This window comes from Caldicoprobacter guelmensis (assembly GCF_016908415.1).
Taxonomy (GTDB): Bacteria; Bacillota; Clostridia; order Caldicoprobacterales; family Caldicoprobacteraceae; genus Caldicoprobacter; species Caldicoprobacter guelmensis.
In genome coordinates this window covers 215,331-235,157 of the sequence record NZ_JAFBDW010000005.1, presented here as the reverse complement: position 1 = coordinate 235,157, position 19,827 = coordinate 215,331, and the positions used below count along the sequence as shown (strand labels likewise).

At 41.7% G+C, this 19,827-nt stretch carries 19 protein-coding genes; all 19 read right to left on the bottom strand.

Going from position 1 to position 19,827, the window contains the following annotated elements:
* Window positions 1-20 precede the first annotated feature (20 nt).
* The 19 genes from JOD02_RS08860 to araB all read right to left on the bottom strand — a co-directional run bounded on the left by JOD02_RS08860 (window position 21) and on the right by araB (window position 19,827).
* Window positions 21-2,570 carry a glycoside hydrolase family 2 protein gene (locus tag JOD02_RS08860; RefSeq protein ID WP_204488827.1) on the bottom strand — a complete coding sequence of 850 codons (2,550 nt, stop codon included), beginning with the start codon at window positions 2,568-2,570 and terminating at the stop codon, window positions 21-23.
* Window positions 2,571-2,614: 44 nt separating this feature from the next.
* Entirely contained in the window at window positions 2,615-3,421 is an 807-nt protein-coding gene (locus tag JOD02_RS08855) for a DeoR family transcriptional regulator (RefSeq protein ID WP_204488826.1), read from the bottom strand.
* A gap of 8 nt (window positions 3,422-3,429) precedes the next feature.
* Window positions 3,430-4,716 carry a four-carbon acid sugar kinase family protein gene (locus JOD02_RS08850; RefSeq protein WP_204488824.1) on the bottom strand — a complete coding sequence of 429 codons (1,287 nt, stop codon included), beginning with the start codon at window positions 4,714-4,716 and terminating at the stop codon, window positions 3,430-3,432.
* 14 nt (window positions 4,717-4,730) lie between these two features.
* On the bottom strand, window positions 4,731-5,648 hold the full coding sequence (locus JOD02_RS08845; protein ID WP_207754270.1) for a class II fructose-bisphosphate aldolase: 918 nt from the start codon (window positions 5,646-5,648) through the stop codon (window positions 4,731-4,733).
* 146 nt (window positions 5,649-5,794) lie between these two features.
* Window positions 5,795-6,652 (bottom strand): carbohydrate ABC transporter permease, encoded by an 858-nt coding sequence (locus tag JOD02_RS08840; RefSeq protein ID WP_204488823.1) that lies wholly within the window; start codon window positions 6,650-6,652, stop codon window positions 5,795-5,797.
* A complete protein-coding gene (locus tag JOD02_RS08835) occupies window positions 6,649-7,521 on the bottom strand; it encodes a carbohydrate ABC transporter permease (protein ID WP_204488965.1) in 873 nt (290 codons plus the stop codon). The genes JOD02_RS08840 and JOD02_RS08835 overlap by 4 nt, the downstream gene beginning before the upstream one ends.
* A gap of 108 nt (window positions 7,522-7,629) precedes the next feature.
* Complete coding sequence (locus JOD02_RS08830) at window positions 7,630-9,000, bottom strand: ABC transporter substrate-binding protein (protein WP_204488821.1); 1,371 nt, start codon at window positions 8,998-9,000, stop codon at window positions 7,630-7,632.
* Window positions 9,001-9,352: 352 nt separating this feature from the next.
* Window positions 9,353-10,447, bottom strand: coding sequence for a DUF362 domain-containing protein (locus JOD02_RS08825; protein ID WP_204488819.1), 1,095 nt, complete (start codon window positions 10,445-10,447; stop codon window positions 9,353-9,355).
* 84 nt (window positions 10,448-10,531) lie between these two features.
* The gene (locus JOD02_RS08820) at window positions 10,532-11,449 is read right to left on the bottom strand and encodes an AraC family transcriptional regulator (protein WP_204488817.1); all 918 of its coding nucleotides are present in this window, start codon (window positions 11,447-11,449) and stop codon (window positions 10,532-10,534) included.
* A 131-nt stretch (window positions 11,450-11,580) separates the two neighbouring features.
* The gene (locus JOD02_RS08815) at window positions 11,581-11,838 is read right to left on the bottom strand and encodes a hypothetical protein (protein WP_243426426.1); all 258 of its coding nucleotides are present in this window, start codon (window positions 11,836-11,838) and stop codon (window positions 11,581-11,583) included.
* Between the two features lie 23 nt (window positions 11,839-11,861).
* The gene (locus JOD02_RS08810; RefSeq protein WP_204488815.1) at window positions 11,862-12,008 is read right to left on the bottom strand and encodes a nitrilase-related carbon-nitrogen hydrolase; all 147 of its coding nucleotides are present in this window, start codon (window positions 12,006-12,008) and stop codon (window positions 11,862-11,864) included.
* Entirely contained in the window at window positions 12,005-13,522 is a 1,518-nt protein-coding gene (gene thrC, locus JOD02_RS08805; protein WP_204488814.1) for a threonine synthase, read from the bottom strand. Before thrC ends, JOD02_RS08810 begins: the two co-directional genes overlap by 4 nt.
* A 248-nt stretch (window positions 13,523-13,770) precedes the next feature.
* Complete coding sequence (locus JOD02_RS08800; RefSeq protein ID WP_204488812.1) at window positions 13,771-14,199, bottom strand: hypothetical protein; 429 nt, start codon at window positions 14,197-14,199, stop codon at window positions 13,771-13,773.
* Window positions 14,200-14,321: 122 nt separating this feature from the next.
* Entirely contained in the window at window positions 14,322-15,440 is a 1,119-nt protein-coding gene (locus tag JOD02_RS08795) for a PRK06851 family protein (protein ID WP_204488810.1), read from the bottom strand.
* A gap of 116 nt (window positions 15,441-15,556) precedes the next feature.
* Window positions 15,557-16,141, bottom strand: coding sequence for a 50S ribosomal protein L25 (locus JOD02_RS08790; protein WP_204488808.1), 585 nt, complete (start codon window positions 16,139-16,141; stop codon window positions 15,557-15,559).
* Window positions 16,142-16,283: 142 nt separating this feature from the next.
* Entirely contained in the window at window positions 16,284-17,261 is a 978-nt protein-coding gene (locus tag JOD02_RS08785; RefSeq protein WP_204488807.1) for a uroporphyrinogen decarboxylase family protein, read from the bottom strand.
* 24 nt (window positions 17,262-17,285) lie between these two features.
* Window positions 17,286-17,411, bottom strand: coding sequence for a hypothetical protein (locus JOD02_RS11690; RefSeq protein WP_279380682.1), 126 nt, complete (start codon window positions 17,409-17,411; stop codon window positions 17,286-17,288).
* Between the two features lie 2 nt (window positions 17,412-17,413).
* Complete coding sequence (locus tag JOD02_RS08780; protein WP_204488805.1) at window positions 17,414-18,109, bottom strand: MtnX-like HAD-IB family phosphatase; 696 nt, start codon at window positions 18,107-18,109, stop codon at window positions 17,414-17,416.
* Between the two features lie 38 nt (window positions 18,110-18,147).
* The gene (gene araB / locus JOD02_RS08775) at window positions 18,148-19,827 is read right to left on the bottom strand and encodes a ribulokinase (protein WP_204488803.1); all 1,680 of its coding nucleotides are present in this window, start codon (window positions 19,825-19,827) and stop codon (window positions 18,148-18,150) included.

Below are 19,827 nucleotides of genomic sequence, written 5' to 3'. Positions count from 1 at the left end.
TCCTTTCGTCATTCTACTCCTCACCCAATAAGCCTTACATTAAAGCCGCTAACATTGAAATTTTTGTCGATTGTATAGCCATTTCTTGTTTGAATTGTTATCCTCTTCTCTTCACCGGGCATCAATATAAAATAATTTGAAGAGAAGCTCATAAATTCATTAGGTTTCTGTCCGTATAAGAACACGCCCACAGCCACCACACAAGACACATTCTTAACAGTCCATAGACCTCCATGAATATCTACTTCCTTAATGACTACATCTGCCGGAGGCAAACTCCTCAGCGGTCCAAACGGATTTTGGCTGTCTACTGTGAATATATATGTATTTTCATCAATCAGACTACCCTCTTGGCCTTTCAATATCACCCTGACAAAAAAGACATTTTGAGGACAATTTTCAATATACCAACTAAGCCTCCCTACAAATGTAACTGGCCCATATATCCCTTTTTCCCACTTGCTTTGACACCTTATATGACCATATACATCCAATACTTGAGCACATATCTCATACACATTAGGCTCCTCATAGTCATACGTTACATACACATCCCCCTCGAAACCCTCACCGCTTACATAGCACACATTATCATACCGAAGCGATACATGAACCTTAGAATAAGCACTTCTTACCCAGTAATATGCAGGTTTTGGGGTACCATCGTATTCAAGTAAAGAGGTATTAGCAAAATTGGGAAAGGACTCATTCCCCATCCATACAATAAAGCCTGAGCTTTGTGGTTCCCTTCTCCTGGTAGCCTCAACAGCATACCTCAATGCCTCTGCCTGAACAAAACGACTGGCCTCAACATAAAGAGGCAGCTCCTCTTTTGACCATTCTCCAAAGAGTTCAGTAAGCTCTTTAAGTTGTAGCCACCACGCCCCTCGATGCATCCATAGCAGATTCGTCTCGTCGGGAGGCCACAATTGATATTCTCCTCTGTATTTATCCAAGGTATCCAATCTTGAAATACCAGCACAGCCTGTTTCAGACCTGAAAAGCGAATCATCTCCATTGAAGAACCGGTAATGACGCGGCTCCCCCAAATAATTCCATGGTCCGTGCACATCGTGGTGTACTCCTTTACCGAAGTTCTCCTCATCAGCCATAAACTTAGGTCCTGACGCACTGGAAGGTAAGAAATATTTTCCTGGATCTAGTTGTTCTACCAATTCTTTCAGCATCTTTATATTAATATGGTTAAAATCCACTGGCTTGGCATTCTCCCACATCAGCTCATTACCACCACACCATATTATATGGCTGGCATGATGCCTTCTGCGCTTTATGAAGACCGTCGCTACCTTCTTTAACTCTTCTAAAAACTCAGGGTTATCAGGTGGCGTATTGTTAAGCCCGCTGGATGATTGCGGAAATTCCTGCCATATCATTATTCCCATTTCATCACAAACGTCGTAAAAGTCTTCCTTTTCAAGGATCGCTCCACCCCATACCCTTAATACATTGCAATTCATATCTTTAAATCGTTTTATATAGTTTACATAGTCCTGCTTTCGAACACCACCATAAAAAGGAGAAATAGGTACCCAGTTTACGCCTCGCAAAAATATACGCTTGCCATTCAACACCAGCGTATAAGGTAGAGAGTCATCGCTTGAGTTTACATTTTTCAGAAATTCAACCCTCCTAAAACCTACCCGTTTTGCTGCATTATCACATTTCACATTTTCTTTATTGTAAATTGCCACTTCAACATTGTATAAGGGCTGTTCCCCAAAACTGTTAGGCCACCAAAGTTTTATGTTATCCACAAATACCTCGTGAGTTATTCTCTGACCCTTTGCAGCTATTAGATTCTCATTAAATTCTCCTCGACATATTTCTTTCCCATCCAATAGTACTCTATACACAAATATATATTCACCTGAGATATCAGCATCAAGTTCTACATGCATATCTATTTTTCCTGATCTGTACGTCTCATCAACGCTGGTCCTCGGGAAGAAATCGACTATTCTAACATAGTTATATATCTTTATATAAACATCATCCCAAATTCCCACAGGAACTATACGCGGGCACCAATCCCATTGATAATTGAACCTAGACTTTAATATCTTTATTTGATTAGAATACCCTACCTGACCATCCACTTCGGGAGTGCTGCAAAACACAACCCTTAAAAAATTTGTGCCCTCCGTTTTTAAAATGCCAGTTATATCGAATTCATGTGGTATAAACATTCTACAGAATTTACCCAGCAATTTCCCATTAAGATACACTTCGCCATGGTAATCCAATCCTTCAAAACACAAAATGTATTTTTCTCCACGCTTATCTTCAGGCAGTACAAACTCAGTGTCTAGGAACCATTCCCTGTTGTTTACCCATTCACCAAGATTGCTGTTTAATCCGTAATTTGGATCCTTAAGAATACCTGCCTTAATCAAATCCAGCTGTACTGCACCCGGCACCTCTGCCTGTATAGTAGGTATGACGCCTTTTACTTTTATGCCGGTCTCCATAGATCGTATAAGCCGCCAATGATTCTTCCAAAAGCCAGTAAGTTTCCATCTATCACCATTTAAAATTACTTTTTCCCCCATCCTGACCTTTCACTCCATTTTACATAATCCTGTTAATTTTATGCTTATAAACAAGCCTCCGAAGCATCCTCTGTCACTTCGCAAACTATCACTTCAATACCCAAGTCCTTTATAGCCTTTAACAACTCCCTATCCACAAGACTGCTGGTGACAACAGCATCTATTTCCTTAAAATCTGCAAACGTAATCAAACCCTGTCTTTCAAATTTGCTGTGATCTGCTACTATCACCCTCTTTTGTGCAGCAAACATCATGGTTCGCTTAATTTCTGCTTCATATATATCGGAACTGGTAAATCCCTTATTTAATGATATCCCTGACACTCCCAAAAAAACTATATCGGCGTTATAGCTACGAAATGCCTTTTCGGCCTGAGGACCTACCAAGCTCATAGATTTCTTTATAAGCTTGCCACCTACCACTATAACTTCTACTTTATCATCTTTGCTGAGTTCCTGTGCTATGTCTATACTATTAGTTACTACTGTAATCCCCTCACAGCTGCTAATATACTTGCTAATTGACCATGTGGTGGAACCAGCATCCAGGATCACTGTACTACCATCAAATATCATCTCTGCAGCTCGTCGCCCGATAATATCCTTTTCTTGATAAAACTGAACTTTACGTTGTTGTACTGGGGGTATAAACAACATGGCACTTTGGAGTTCTTCGGCCAATATAGCTCCCCCATAAGTTTTTTTCACTAACCCTTCTTTTTCAAGCTTACTTAAATCACGTCGAATGGTCTCTTCCGATACGTTAAACCATCGTACTAGGTCGGCCACCCTGACGCTTTTCTCTTTAAGTACGATTTCTTTTATTTTATTTCTTCTCTCATCAACCAACACGTTTGCCATCACCTCGTTTTAAGGTATTCAACCGCCTCTAAAAAAAAGTCATCATTGCCAAAGCTACCCGATTTCAGTACAAGCAACATTGGATTAGCCGATAACGATACGCACGACGGTAATCCAGGCTGTATTTCATCTGCCACCATCATTCCCTTAATACCTAACCGATTACAAACTGCTGCAGAAGTATCTCCCCCCGCTATTAGAAGTCTATTCTGTCCCGTAATTTGTACTACTCCTTCTACCACTTCCGCAATGGCTTCGGACACTTTTCGTGCAATCTCTACTGTAGATAATCCGTATTCAATGCCTTTTATCTTTGTAGCTGCTACTTTATCAGGAGAACTAGCTGAATATACCACTGCGTCTTGTCGCTTCATAATCTTTTCAGATACAGCCGATATCAAAAACTCAATCTCGCTATCTCTTTCATGTGGATCAAATAATTTCAAAGTATTAAGCTCAAACAAAGCTGCACCTCTTTGACAAAAACGCTCAACCTGTCTAGCTGTTTGTGGCATAAGGCTGCCCGCAGCACACAATATGCCAACCCCTTCTTTCAAAGGAATCTCAATATTTAGTGCTTTCTGTTTCGCCAAGCCCATAAAATTCGGCAATTCTTCAGCTAACGCAGAGCTTCCACAAAACACCTTTTCCCCAACTGTTGCTTCAGCTATGGTTTTCAAATCATTTTGATCTAAAACATCGAATACGAGATAATTATAATTCTTCTTTAATCCAACCACAACCTCTTTTAAACAATCAACACCTTTTTTTACCTGTCTAAAATCAACCAAACCAACAGCACGCCTTGTCTGTCGTTGCAATATTTCCACAAGGTTTGACTTTAACATGGGGTGCACTGGATCATTCTTAAACTCGGACTCTTCCAATAGTTTACCGTGAACGTAATGTAAACCATCCTTGGTGATTCTACCATTTTTAGGAAATCCTGCTACTACTACACCAAACTCATGGCCCAATGCATCCAGCATAGCATCAAACTCTGCTCCTATGTTGCCACGAAAAACCGAGCACGTCTTTTTGTAATAATGGGAACAACCCAATGCTTTTAATATTTCAGTCGCTCCATAGACTTTTTTATAAGCAACATCAGAGCTGTCAAATCTTGATTCAGTATTGAGTATGAGCACATCGGGTAACTGATTGCTGTCGTAATAACTTACATCAAATACATCATAAGAATATACATGTACCAAATAGCCGTTTTTAGCAAACATAATTCCTATATCATTGGAACCAGTAATGTCATCAGCCACTACTCCTATCATAGTAACCGCCACCCTTATATTATTACAAAATCAAAAGCATGATTTTGGCTGCCTAAAAACTCCGCAATCTTGCATTCTACTACCCTTTCCACAGCTTCAGCGCCCTTTTGTAACTCATTAACCTCTAATTCCCTTATCTTTTCATCAGTAAGAGGAGCTGTATATCCCAATGCAGCAAGCAATGCCGCTTCTAGGTCAGTAGCAAAGTTGATCTTAGATACACCACCTTGGGATATGGCCTTTCTGATCATTTCAGAAGGTATCCCTGATGCACCATGTAACACCAATGGCACAGATACTGCAACCTTAATCTCAAAGAGTCTCTGATAGTCAATTTTGGGCTTTCTATCGACATACGGACCATGAGCTGTACCTACAGCAACAGCAAGGGCATCCACTCCGGTTTCTTCGACAAATATAGCTGCTTCCTGCGGGTCTGTGTATAACTGTTCGTCAAAGTTGGTCTCAACAAAATCTGTCGTCCCGATTCTCCCAAGCTCAGCTTCTACCGAGACCCCTCTTTCATGAGCATATTCTACTACCTTCTTGGTTATAGCTATGTTATCGGCTAAGGACTTGTCTGAAGCGTCTATCATCACAGAAGTAAAATTAGCTTCTATAGCCTGCTTTATAACATCAAAGTCTTTGGTGTGGTCAAGATGAAGAGTAACTGGTACCCTAACATTTTCTTCTAATATCACAGTATAAAATTCTTGTGCAAATTTATATATGTCTACATTATATTTCTTCAATTCCTTCTGAGATATCTGTACTATCAAAGGAGAAGCTAATTTCTGGCCTGCCCTTAATATAGGACGAATCATGGCCGTATATCTGGGTGAAAACGCACCAACAGCATAACCTTTTTCTCGTGTGTAGCGCAGTATTTCCGACAGTGTCAGGACATTGCCACATATCGTTGCTGGATTCAACTTCTTTTCACCTCATTTCGCATTTTAAGTATACTTCCACGGTTATCACATAAAAAACATAAACGACGTGGCTGCCACCTTATCCTACCTAATATACATTGACTGAGAATCCGGGCAACCACGTTTTTCACTCTATATCTTCAAGCTTAACCTTTCGTACCAGCAGTCAAATTCATGCCCTCTATGAAATAACGCTGGAATGCGAAAAACAGTATCAACACAGGCAACAATACCAAGGTGGATGCAGCCATAAGATAATGCCATTGTGTCTGTACCAATCCTCGGAAATTTTGAAGGCCTATCTGTAAAGTGTACTTCATTTCATCATTTATATAAAGCAATGGTCCTAACAGGTCATTCCATGCACCGTTGAAGGAGAATATGGCTACAGTCGCCAATACTGGTTTTACTAAAGGCAACATCAGTTTAAACCATATATAAAAGTGATTGGCACCGTCTATCATGGCTGCTTCTACCAGCTCATTAGGTATAGTCATATAAAACTGGCGAAACATAAATATAAAGAACGTGCTACCAAAAAAGCTCGGCACAGTAAGAGGCAGATAAGTATTTACCCAACCTAACTTTGAAAACAGAACATAAGTCGGTATCAATGTGACAAATCCGGGTATTATCATGGTAGAAAGAACAACATTCATAAGGGTTTCTCTGCCCCTAAAGCGTATTTTAGCAAAGCCATAACCAACAAACGAATTAGAAAGCACGCTTCCCACTACACTAAAAAAGCAAATGATCAGCGTATTAAAAGTATATCTAGTAAAGGGCGCTGCATTCCACGCCTCCACGTAGTTTCTCCAGTAAACCTTATGAGGATAAAAAGTGGGGGGATATTGCATGATCTCCTCCATGGATTTAAGAGAAGTGGAGATCATCCACCATAGAGGCATAATTAAGATTATGCTGCCTGAAAACAGTATTATGCTGACTATCACCTTGGCTCTAAGCTGTTGAGCACGGCGACTGGCATAATACCTTTTGCTCATCTGCCATCGCCTCCTTCATAATAGACCCAGTGCTTGGAAAACTTCATGTTCAATGCTGTAAGAATCATAACGATAATAAACAGTATCCACGCCATTCCCATAGCATATCCCATATCAAATACCTCAAAGGCCTTGTTCCACATGTGAAGGTTGTAAAATAGCAATGAATGCATTGGTCCACCGTCACCGTTTTGCGACATAACGTATCCTTCCTGAAAGATTTGGAAACCACCTATAAGGCTGGTTACCACATCAAAGAAAATTACAGGCGTAATCATAGGCAAAGTAATAAAACGGAATCTGTGCCATGCATTGGCACCGTCAAGCTCTGCAGACTCATACAGTTGCGTTGGGATGCTCTGCAGATTGGCAAGATAAAGCAACATTCCGCCTCCTACGCTCCACATCTTCATAAATATAATTGCCGGCTTTGTCCACGCAGGATCAAACAACCATGCAGGACCTTCTATCCCTATCAACCGTAAAGCCGTATTTACTAACCCACTTTGAGGATTTAAAAGCTGCATCCAGAGCATATACACGGCTACACCTGACAGCACCGATGGCATATAGTAAATGGTTCTATAAACTCTAGTACACGGTACCTTTTGATTAAGCAAAACGGAAAGTACTATAGCTCCAACTGTAGTAAGAGGTACCATAAATACAACATAATATGCTGTATTATAAAGCGACTTCCAAAACAATGGGTCCCGCGTAAACATCCTAATATAATTATCAAAACCTACAAATTCCATGCGTGAAGTAATATTATAATTCGTAAAACTACCATATAAAGAAAACAATAAAGGACCCAATACAAATGAAATAAAACCTATGATCCAAGGCAAAATAAAAACATACCCCATTATTTCTTCTTTTTGCCTTATACTCAAGTGCCTACCTTTCAAAGCCTCCCCTCCCCCTCTTTTTCTCAAAAAGTGGAGCAGCACAAAGCTGCTCCACTTTTGAACCAATTATTTCTTGTTGCTCTTTATCAAGTCTTCAACGTCTTTTTGTGCTTTTGCGAGAGCGTCTTGAGGACTTACCTTACCCAACATAGCCGCATCAAATTGCGGTTGTACTAGGTTGCCCATATAATCCGGTGCAAACAGTGGTACAGGTGTAATCAGCGTTTGTTTCATGTTTTCAACTGCAACTTTGTAAACAGGTATTTCTTGTAACTCAGGAGTATTTGCAGCTTCCTTGTTCGCAACCATGTCAAGGCACCACTTAGCCCAGTAACTCTGTGCATCCACATCTGTCAGGTATTTCATAAACTCGTATGCCTCATCAGGATGTTTTGCACCGTATGGTATCTCAACCACAAAGCCGCCACCCCAGCTCCAGTGCCCAGATCCTTCTTGCATTGCAGGCAGCTCAGTCACTCCATACTTCACATTTTTACCATAATCTCTAAGCTGAGTATAGAAATTCATATTCTGGATTATCATGGATACCTTTCCTGATATAAACGGATCAGCTTGCTGGCTACCAAACTGTGCCTGGAATTCATTAACATTTTTCTCGCCCAGGCGATTCTTCCAACTGACTAACCACTCTAAAGCCTTCACCTTTTCGGGAGTATTAATATAGACATTACCTTCTTTGTCTACGAAATTTTTACCATCGCTGTTCAGCAACCAAAGGTCTACCCCCGCTCCCCACAATGGATAGAATCCAATTCTTTTATATTTACCATTTTCAATCACATCCAGCTTCTTAGCATATTCCTCTAATTCTGCCCATGTTTTTGGGGGTTTCTCTGGGTCAAGACCTACCTGTGCAAAATGATCTTTATTCCAGAAAAGCAGCCTGGTATCGGTATTAAACGGAAGTGCATAAGGCTCACCATTGAACAACGTTGCCTCCCACAACTGCGGGAAGAAACGATCCTTAATATTTTCTTTTTCTTTCGCTAGGTACGGAGCTAAATTTGTATTTTGCTTTTGATTTGCCCTATGTGCAACAGTATTAATATCATTTATTATTACATCTGGCGGGTTACCTGCTGCAATGGCAGCTAAATTCTTGGTCCAAATATCTCCCCATGGAACAAACGTGTACTTCACTTGAATCCTGTCTTGCGATCCATTAAAATCACTTATAATCTTTTCAATGATAGGACGACGAGTCACCGAACCCCAGAAAGACCAAAATTCAATTGTGACTTTTTCCTTTGGAGTCTCCGTCTTAGGTTGTTCTTCTTTAGCTTGTTCTCCCGTGCTTTGTTCCTTCTCCTGTTGCTGTGTTGGCTGCTGCGTCTTTGAACCTGTGCATGAAGTCAGTATCAAACCCAAACATAACAACAATACCATTAATAGTCCTATAGCCTTATTTTTGAACATAATACTTTAATCCCTCCCTAAAATTTTTATTATCCCACATGTTTTGAGGTATGTATATGTGGGATTTATGTGGTTCTGTTTTTATATTATTGGATTTTGTAGCAAAATTCAAGTATAACAAAAGCACAATATGACCGATTTTGGTCATAAATCAGTAATTTACATTACATTCTTGTGTTATTTTGCATTATTTTGTGGTATTATAAATTAAACATCTAAAACCACATTCAATAATGTGGTTTTATGTGGTTTTATGTTGTTTTATATGTTATTTTAACTCATTATAAAGGGACATCCAATACAATCCCACTTAAATTTTCGATATGCCCCCTGAAAAATTCCGTAAAATTTCTTATTTGAGTAACCTTTCAAGAAATTCCACAATATCCCTGGCTTTTGGGGGACAGCCTGGCAAACTGATACTACATCCTCGAGCGCACAACCCTATGCCAATCCCCTCTATCTTCTGCCCTTTAAACCCTTGGCCAATATACACCTTAGCCTTCAAAGCATTCAACTTTCCTCTTTCCCTCAATCTTTCCAGTGCGTGGATAAGGCTTCCATAACAAGCGGAACAGGCGTCCTTCTCCACCACATATTTAGCCAATGCCATAACTTGCCTTGATGCCTCAAACTTCTTGCCGCTGTTGGTTCCCTGATTCAGCTCTATAACTTCAGCTTTTGTCACATCAGCGCAGCCCACACCCAGCCTTTCAGCTAAGGAAATATAAGGTATATCATCCTTTTCATATCCTATAAGCTGGGCGGCATATGCATCCACCAACACAGGGTCTTTACCTGCTATAATCCGGTTCATTTGAACCGGCGTACCCCCTTCTTCAAAAGTCAAATCCCCTATTATGGCATCCACAATGGTCAAGTGCGTTTTCAGGACAGTACTCAAGTAGGCAATGGGTTTGTGTAACCCCAGTGAATGAAAGCGCCTCTTTTCGCTATCTGGTATGCATCCTTTCAAATTTTTCAATGCACACGTCAACTTGGTTTGACAGTGAGCTTTGAGCACTGGTATATTAATCAAATAATCCACTTTAAGCGGTTTGCTGCATATCCTCAATGTTAAATCATCCACCCTGACTTCGCTGTAAGCGTCATCCTTGAGGTCTATAAGCGGAACATCAAACTTACGAGAAATTTCTTCGTAACCACATACTTTAAAAGCCCGCTTTGTACTGTCTCCTACCCAGGAGCTTTCCATTATTAGCAGATTGTTAAAGCCATGCACCTTCAGATACTCCACCACTGCCCCAACCAGCTCAGGATCAGTGGTAGCACCTGATGAGGATTCCTTAGCCACCACAAGGTTGGGTTTTATACCTATCACAAAATCCTTCTTTAGGTCATCCAGCAATCCTGCCGCATCCAATAATGGTGGAATCATCTTTTGTGGTTCATTACCATATATGACCATAATCTGATTAGAGTTCAACTACTATCCCTCCTTTAAACTTTTATCAAAGCTCGATAGACTTTTATACTCCTACCCCCTTGATTATAATCATGACAAATATTCTTATTCGCATCCAGTTTCTTCAAGCTTATCTTTTTTCCGTTGAAAATAATCCACCTCAAAAAGCTTCCTGAACTTTGCTGGAGACATACCGGTTTCTCTTTTGAAAAGATATGTAAAGTATTGCTGACTGCTTATCCCTATATTTTGTGCCACTTCATTCATGGATAGGTTTGTCTTTATAAGCAAATCCTTTGCACGCTTAATCCTTAACCGCGTAAGGTATTCAATCGGCGTTACCCCTGTATATTCTCTAAATATCCTGTGAAAATAGCTCCTGTTGAGCCCTATATGCTTCGCGATGTCCTCTACCTTTATATCCTTGTGATATGACCTATGGATAAATTTAATAGCACTCCTCACATAAGCCATCTGCGGATCTGCGCTGCCTAGCCGCTGTTCTTCTACTATCCTTATAATCTGCAACATAAGCTGCCAAAAAAGCAGATTCGTAGAAATCTGCGCTGCACCACGATTCCCATCCAGTTCGACTATCATTCTTTTAAGCAACCAATAAATTTCCTCAGTATCTTTTAAAATATAATAAGAGGTATCTTCAAAAAGACAGATGGGTGGATCGGATATTTTTCGACAAAAGGCACCAAACGAAAAAAATTCCCCCTTGTTTGGCACAAACACAAACTCGATGTTGAGGATTTTGCAGGGATGACCATCCTCAACCAAAAGGCGATGGGGTACATCGCCGTTTATAAACACAAACTCTCCCTTTTGCATAAACAGGCGCTGTTCTTCCACTTCAACATTGCATTCACCCTGCTCGACATACATTATTTCGACCTGTTTATGCCTATGCGGAGCCATAGTATACTGATTGTTAAAACTGCGATAATAATATCCCATGATGCATGGCACAAGGTCCTCAGTAAATAATTCAGGGGAGCGCATATCATATATCTCCATAACATGCTCACCACGTCATTCCCAGCGATATCTGTGAACTATTGGATTTCTGCTAGATTTTTCTATGGGACTGAAGACACGGATGACCATTGGCGCTTGTCGGCGTTTATATTCGCTACGCTCTATCATATTCAAAATACTACATCATACCCTCTATCCACCATTTCATCAATCGACAATCCTTCATCTATATACATGCTAAGCACCGCATCAAGTATGTCATATGGGGGTAAAGAATCCTGGTCCTTTTGATTGGGGCGCAGTTCGGCCGGCGGCGGCTTAATCAAAGTATTATGGGAAATGATTTCCCTGTCACGATTCACATATTGGCATATCTCATAGACTACAGTTTTAGGAATATCTGCAATGGGTGCAAGACCACCACACATGTCCCCATATATCGTGGCATAGCCTACCGATGCCTCAGACCTGTTGCTGCGAGAAACACCACCAAATCACACCTTAAATCCCTAGCCTTTTGTATGAATTCTATGGCCTTCAAAGCATTTCCCTTTAAATCGCCCACAACAGAATTAAGTTGAACTAAAGCTATCCTCATGCTCTACACCTCTCGTCAAGCCCGAAAAGTTTAACCACTATATCTTTCATTTGGTCCGGGCTGCATGATATTGTATGTTTAATATCCTTCTCCCTCAACCTAGATAAGGCTGGAGGAACATTAATTTTTGATATACGGCTTAAAAGGTCCAGCAACCCAAATTCGTCACTATGGTCTTTCACACCCCGCCCCACTATAGCCTTTAAGACATCACGCGGAAACTTAAAGGGGCTAGCCGTCGATGCCAATATTGCCTTGTGATTATCGCCCGTCTGCTTCTTGTATTCATCATAAACCCATTTACCTACCGCTGTATGGGGGTCCAAAACATAGCCATACTCCTGATACGCCTGGCGTATGGCCTCAAGGGTCTGAGCATCATCGGCATATCCTCCCCAGAAAATTTCCTGGAGCCTGTGCAAACTTTCATCATCGATCCTGTATTGGCCCTCATTCTGCAAACTGACCATCCACGTTTTTACTCTTTGATGATCGCCCCCGGAAAGCTCAAACAGCAGCCTTTCTAAGTTGCTGGATATCAAAATATCCATAGAAGGGGATATGGTTTTATAAAACTCTCTCCTGCGATCGTATATGCCTGTATTAATAAAATCAGTAAGGACCTTATTTCTATTGGAAGCGCAAATCAGGCGGTGTATAGGGACCCCCATCCTTTTGGCGTAATAGGCTGCCAGAATATTGCCAAAGTTGCCGGTGGGCACAACCACATCAATGAGCTGACCTTCTGATACCTCTCCATCCTTGAACAATTCAAGCCATGCAGACACATAATAAACAATCTGTGGAACCAATCTTCCCCAGTTTATTGAGTTGGCAGACGAGAAGCGATACCCTCTTTGCCTCATCCTCTGTTCCAACTGTTTATCGGCAAATATGGCCTTAACGCCAGACTGTGCGCTGTCAAAATTTCCCTCTACAGCCACTACATGGACGTTACTACCTTCCTGGGTTATCATCTGGAGCTGCTGCATGGAGCTTACGCCTTCCTTGGGGTAAAACACCACAACATGTGTGCCAGCAACATCTTTAAATCCTTCCAGCGCTGCCTTCCCGGTATCACCCGATGTGGCTACAAGAATCACAATATCGTCCTTCTCACCGGTCCGCCTTGCGGCCGTAACCATTAAATGGGGAAGAAGCTGAAGAGCCATATCTTTAAATGCACAAGTTGGCCCATGCCACAGCTCCAAAATATAAAGCTGATCGTTAAGCCTTTTAACCGGAGTAATATCAGCCACATCGAACTTCTCCAGGTTATAAGCCGAATACACACACCTTGACAAATCCTCTTGAGAATAATCGTCCAAAAACAACGAAAGAATCTTCACAGCCCTTTCACGGTAATCCCGTTGTACCAATATTCTGAAATCATCCATGGATAAACTCGGGATTTCATCTGGTATAAACAATCCTCCATCGCTAGCAATTCCCTGTTTGATAACCTCCATAGAAGAGAAACTCCTACTTCCTCCACGAGTGCTTTTGTACAGCATATTCATCTCCTACCATTCAGTGTAATATAAGGATTTTTGATTCATTATACCCCCTTACAAACTCCTCGTCAAATAAAAAAACTTTTCCCTTATCCTTCCTTGTGGGAAAAGCTCAATATATGTTTATCAATCTCATTTGTAATGCCGGCAAAAATCTTTTATCCTCATCAATACGGGAGGCATCCTCAAAAAGAAAGCCAAGGGCTTTCCCTCGGCTAAAATACCTTGTTTTCCTCTTTAAGCCCTTATCATGCTATGCATTCTTCTTCCAGCATATATTCTTTCAGGAAAGCAGGTACGCTTTCGGGAGTGCCGCTCATGGTGACTACAAACTGTATATTGAATTTGTCCGAAAGCTTCTTTACATCCCTCACAAACTCCTGAATGCTCTCCACATCTCCCCCTAAATCCTCGATTACCCCGTCGACATAAACATGCTCGATATCGTAATCCCCCGCTATGACACCGCACAAAAAACCGTACAGCATGTTTAAGTCCTTCAACCCAAATTCCTTCACATTAATGAACCGGATCCGATACTTCAGTCCCGTTATCTTCCGATAGTCTCCGTCGATGAACACCACATTGCCCTTGGTCTCTTCTACGGCCCGATTCGCCATTTCTATCACCTTCTTGGTCTTGCCACTCCCCTTCGGGCCAATGATAAAATGTATCATGTTGACCGCCTCCCGTAATTTTTGTTAGGGTTTGGTTATATTATACCACATTGCCAGCGGGGATACCATAGAAAAGCATTATAAAAAATAAACTTAAAAATTGTGAAAAATTAAGAGCTTTACTAGCTATTTTCATATTTTAACATGCGTTGAACGATTTGTTGGCGGATCCGTTCGATCTTTTCAAAATCCATAGCAGAAATGTAATAGCTTTCCAGTTGGTCGTGGATGACTTTCGCTTGTGCGATATTATTTATAGCTTTATTTAGGAGATCCAAAAACCTTCTACGACTATCCAATAATGCCTTTCTGCCTTCTTCGCCCAGTTTTGCCTCATCAATACAAAGCGAGAGGTCTATACCCTCCTTCAGATTTATGCCCTCTCCTTTAGGGACAGTATTCCGAAAAGGCTCCCATATATTTAGGAGAGCAGCATTAAGTTCAGGTATGATCACCATGTCCAAATGATCAGGTTCTATTGGGCAGTGCGACCTTTCAGTAAAAAATCCCTGCCATTCAGCTATATGTGCAATCCTCATCAACAATTCTTTGGCTCCCGAACCTGGACCGCCATAAATGGGATATACATCCATGCCAGGTTTGAGCAGTGTATCAGCATAATCCTTTATACCAGAAGGAGTAATTGCGCAAGCAAAATAATGCCTTGCTCTACTTTTCTTGCCTAAAGCATCGAATCTTTTAAACACTCTCCCAATAAACAGATCAGCCTGCCGTTGATATTCAGCCCTATTCAAACAACTTTGCACATAGCTCTTCCACTCATCATAAGCCACTTTAGCCTCTTTAAGCTGACTGTATGCAGTATTAAAGAGACCTTTTATTTGATTTGTGTACTCCATTATGTGCCCCTTGTTTGCAATCAACGCCTCATTATCCCAGTACTCACCAAAATAAATAATTTCCTCAACAGCTCCCGGATAGCTAGGGTCTATGACATGAGGAGCCGTTCCATCCATTATGGCCACTTTTAACTGCGGTACCGCCACTGCATCAAGGGAATAGGGATCCGAAGAACAGTAAAAATATTCAAGGTCGTACCCTTTCTCTAGCAGATCCTGACCGATCTTCTTCATGAAAGTAGATTTACCCACTCCTGGCCCGCCTTTTATTATAAATACTCTGTTTGTATTGTACTCCAATATCTCTCCAAAGTAATTTACAAAACCTTCGGGCGTATTCCCACCAGCAAACATACATCTAGTATTTGGTCTTGATTTCACAAATACTCCCTCCACCTCAAACCGAATATTGTTCGCTGGTATTATATGCGAGATATTGAGTGTATATGATAAACCTAACAAGAAAAAGAGCAACGCTCAATCTGAGCGCTGCTCTCTTATCTAGAACCGTCTTCAGATTCTTTACCTTCCTCAGAAGCTTCCTCTTCAGCAGCAGTTACAACTGCTATGGCATCTTCGGGCGGATCGGTAATTTGTATCTCAGGGTGGATATTGAGGTCCTGGATTGTCACAGCGTCACCCTCATTTTTATCGCCCACGTCCACTACAAAATGTTCGGGAATGATAGAAGCTTCACCGGTAACATTTATGCTGTCTATGTTAACCTGAAGTATCAACCCTTTTGACTTCAATTTTTCGCGTCCGATAAACTTAATGGGTATATCACAGGTAATCTTTTGCCCTGCAGCCACAAGCTGTAAGTCCACATGAAGTATCTCCCCGGTAATTGGTTCTTTATCTATATCTTTAACCAGTGCCATCCTCTCTTGATTATCTAATAAAAGCTTAACCCTCGGCCTCTCTCCATATTCCTTTAAAACCTTCAAAAAATCGCGCTTTATAAACTTGACTGATAGGCTCTTGATCTCCCTACCATAAACAACGCCAGGGATAAAACCCTCCCGCCTTGCTTTCTTTCCCTTCTCATTCCTTGGTAAAGCTGTAAGCGTTGCTACTCTCATACTATCCCCTCCTTTTATTTTAACAAACATTAGTGTCTATTAAAATAAAAGAGGTTATTCGTATGAACTAGCAACAACCATTATATATAAACTTCTATCCTTGATTTAAAACAAAAAAATCTAAAGCTGATGATAATCTATCTCAATACTCTCTCAACCTCTTCCATACATCTAAAATCAACCTATATCTCTCAGGCGGCAATCCCTTAAAAGGCACATTGCTGGTACAGAAAATATATCCGCCGCCCGGTTTACCGTGCATAATAGCATATTCCGCACTCTGTATAACTTCCTCATCAGTGCCGGTTTGCATCAAGGCACAATTTACGTTGCCGCATAAACAAACCTTATCTCCTACAAGCTCTTTAACTACTTTAATATCCACCCCCGCCTGGGGATCTAATGAATGAAGTGCATGTGGCCTGCACTCGACCAATTGATCAAGTATAGGCATGATATTCCCATCTGTATGTTTAATGGTGTAAAGCCCAAGTTTACGTGCTTCATCGATGATCTTATAAAGATAAGGCTGGATAAATTCTTCAAACATAGCTGGCGAAAGGAATGGCCCGCTATTATAACAATAATCAGAACACAATATCAAACAGTCTACTCCCGCTTCGGCTAACCGTTTGTTTCTTTTAATAGCCCTTTCAGCCATTTGGGCAGCCCTTTCCTTAACAGCCTCTCGATTATCTGCAATAGCATATGCAAACTCGTACATCTCATTTCCATCGGGTATCGCAAATGTACCATCACCATGGTAATGGATCATATAATCATCGTCCACTAGTTCCCGAAGATATTTGATGAGCAATTTTGTCTCCTCAGGCAAAGGTCCTCCTTCATTCCAAAACTCTGTGGCATCTCCCAGCACAAAACCTGGTATACTGGAGTATTCAAGAGTACTGTATACTTCTACCATATATTCGGCAAGCTCATATATCCTCTTTTCCTTTTCCTTCCACGATAGCTTGGCCAACCCCTCTTTAGTAAGGTCCTCTGTGATGAACTTTCGACCAAACATCTCCTCCTCTAGTTGGAACTCCAGCTCAAAAGTCGGCACCATATCAGGCACTTTCAAAGTTAGGGCAGCCACTGCCCTTTCCTTAGGCGTCATTCACAACACCTCCTCCAAATCACTTTACTCTCCTTTTAACAATACATAATATCCGATATCTCTAAAAATCTCTGGGTTCCAGCCTATGTTGTCAACTCCATAGCATTGCTTATAACTTTCATCCGCCAAGCCATACCGTAAATTAAACATACCTAATCCCTCTTAAAGTGGTTTTTAAACATTGCTTGTATAATATCATAAAAACTGTCGAACGGCACATACTGAATCCCCTGTTCCGCACAATAATCCTTTAGGCGGCCTTTTGCAAACACTAGGTCCGCCTCACGGGCCGCACACCTGTCAGTCGTTCCGTCGCCGATAAAAATTATATGGTAATACCGCTTCTTAAGCTCCCTCAAACGCTTCAACTTACAGTTACCGCAAGGACCCAATCCACTCTCGCATTCGTCCTTGTCATCAAAAAAAACGACTTCTATATGGCATCCGTTAAACTTCAAACGGTTGGCATAAATCCTTATATTAGTCCTGTCGATGCCTTCCTTTTCTAAAAAACTCGAAATTGTGTTGATATAGCCCCCACTTACTATGATAAGCGGAATGCCTTTTTTATTTAACAGTTTACAAAAGTCTTTAAAACCTTCATCCAAGCGGGCATTTTTAAATATGAAGCTTAAAAATTCCTGCTCAGTAAGATGAATTCTCTTAAAATGTTGGAGGGCACCTTCTTTGACGCCCAGCTTGCCCTGGGCAATCAACTCCTCAACCTCATAACTAGGCCGCCCTCCAAATGTAAAATAAATCAAATCATTTGTATCAACGTCAGTAATAGTTCCATCGAAATCAGATACTATTGCCACACTGTTTAGACTGTTTAAGCTTTTATTCACCGCCTTAGCCCTCCAGTGCACAAATTGAGCATCAGAACTTACTTAGCAACAGTAGCCTGCCTTCTTATCTCTTTGAGCCGTTTCATAACATCATTGGCTCCCCTACCAAAATAATCATGCAATATCTTGTACTCAGCATAGAGTCTATCGTACATCCTAACGTTCTCGGGTATGGGTCTGTACACCGTATCCCTCACCTTTGCCATCACCTTTGCTGCCTCTACTATAGAGTCATAGCCACCCCGCTCTTTCCCTGCCGCCACCGCGCCAAACATAGCAGAACCAAGAGCAGGAGCCTGCGGTGAACCCGATATCCTTATCTCCCTATTGGTTACATCGGCATATATCTGCATCATAAATGGATCTTTTTCGGCAATCCCACCAGCGGCATAAAGCTCATAAATGGGGATGCCGTGCTCTTCAAACGTTTCTATAATCATCCTGGTCCCATAGGCAGTGGCCTCTATAAGCGCCCTGTAGATTTCCTCGGGCTTTGTAAGAAGGGTGCATCCCACGATCACTCCCGTAAGGTCCACATCCACCAGCACAGAGCGGTTACCGTTCCACCAGTCAAGGGCCACAAGTCCGCTTTCGCCTACCGCTAGCTTTTGCGCCTTTTCTGCCAGCAATTTATAAACGCTTATGCCCCTTTCTTTGGCTTCCTGGACATATGCCGGCGGAACACAGTTCTTGACAAACCATTCAAAGTGGTCCCCTACGCACGACTGTCCGGCTTCATAGCCCATATAGCCAGGAATGATTCCATCCTCCACAACGCCACAGATACCGGGTACCATCTTTTCTTCCTTGCTGAGCAGCATATGACATGTGGAAGTGCCCATGATCATCAGCATTTTTCCTTCCTCGGTAATGCCAACAGCGGGCACTGCAACATGAGCATCCACATTGCCCACAGCAACAGCCGTACCCGGTTTTAGACCGGTAAGGTGCGCCGCCTTTTCGGTTATCTCCCCGGCTTTCGTGCCTATTGGATATATATCCCTACTGAGCTTCTCATCCACCACATTCTCAAGTCTAGGATCCAGGGCTCTGAAAAATTCTTTAGATGGATATCCTTTTCTCTTATGCCATATAGCCTTATAGCCTGCGGTACAGCTGTTGCGCTTCTCCTGGCCGGTCAGCTGAAGTACTATCCAGTCAGCCGCTTCAATAAACTTAGCAGCCCTCTCGTATATCTCTGGTGCCTCATTAAGTATCTGCCATATCTTGGGAAATAACCATTCGGAGGAGATTTTCCCGCCGTACCTCTGTAAAAATTCTTCTCCTCGTTCGGCGGCAATCTGGTTCAAACGATTGGCTTCATCCTGCGCAGCATGATGCTTCCACAGCTTAACATAGGCATGGGGATGCGACTTGTACTCATCATAAAAGCACAGCGGAGTCCCATCCTTATCAATAGGTAGCATGGTACATGCCGTAAAATCAATTCCTACCCCAATTACGTCTTCGCTGGATACACCTGCTTCTTTCAATACAGCCGGTATGGTTTCAGCCAGCACGTCAAGGTAATCCTGCGGATGCTGAAGCGCCCAATCGGGCTCCAGCTTGGTCTTCCCATCGGGTAAGTACTCATCCATAACACCATGAGGATATTCCTTGACTGCAGTGGCTACCTCCCTTCCTGTATCAACTTCAACAAGTACTGCTCGCCCAGACTGTGTCCCAAAATCCACTCCTATCGTATACTTCTTGCCCAC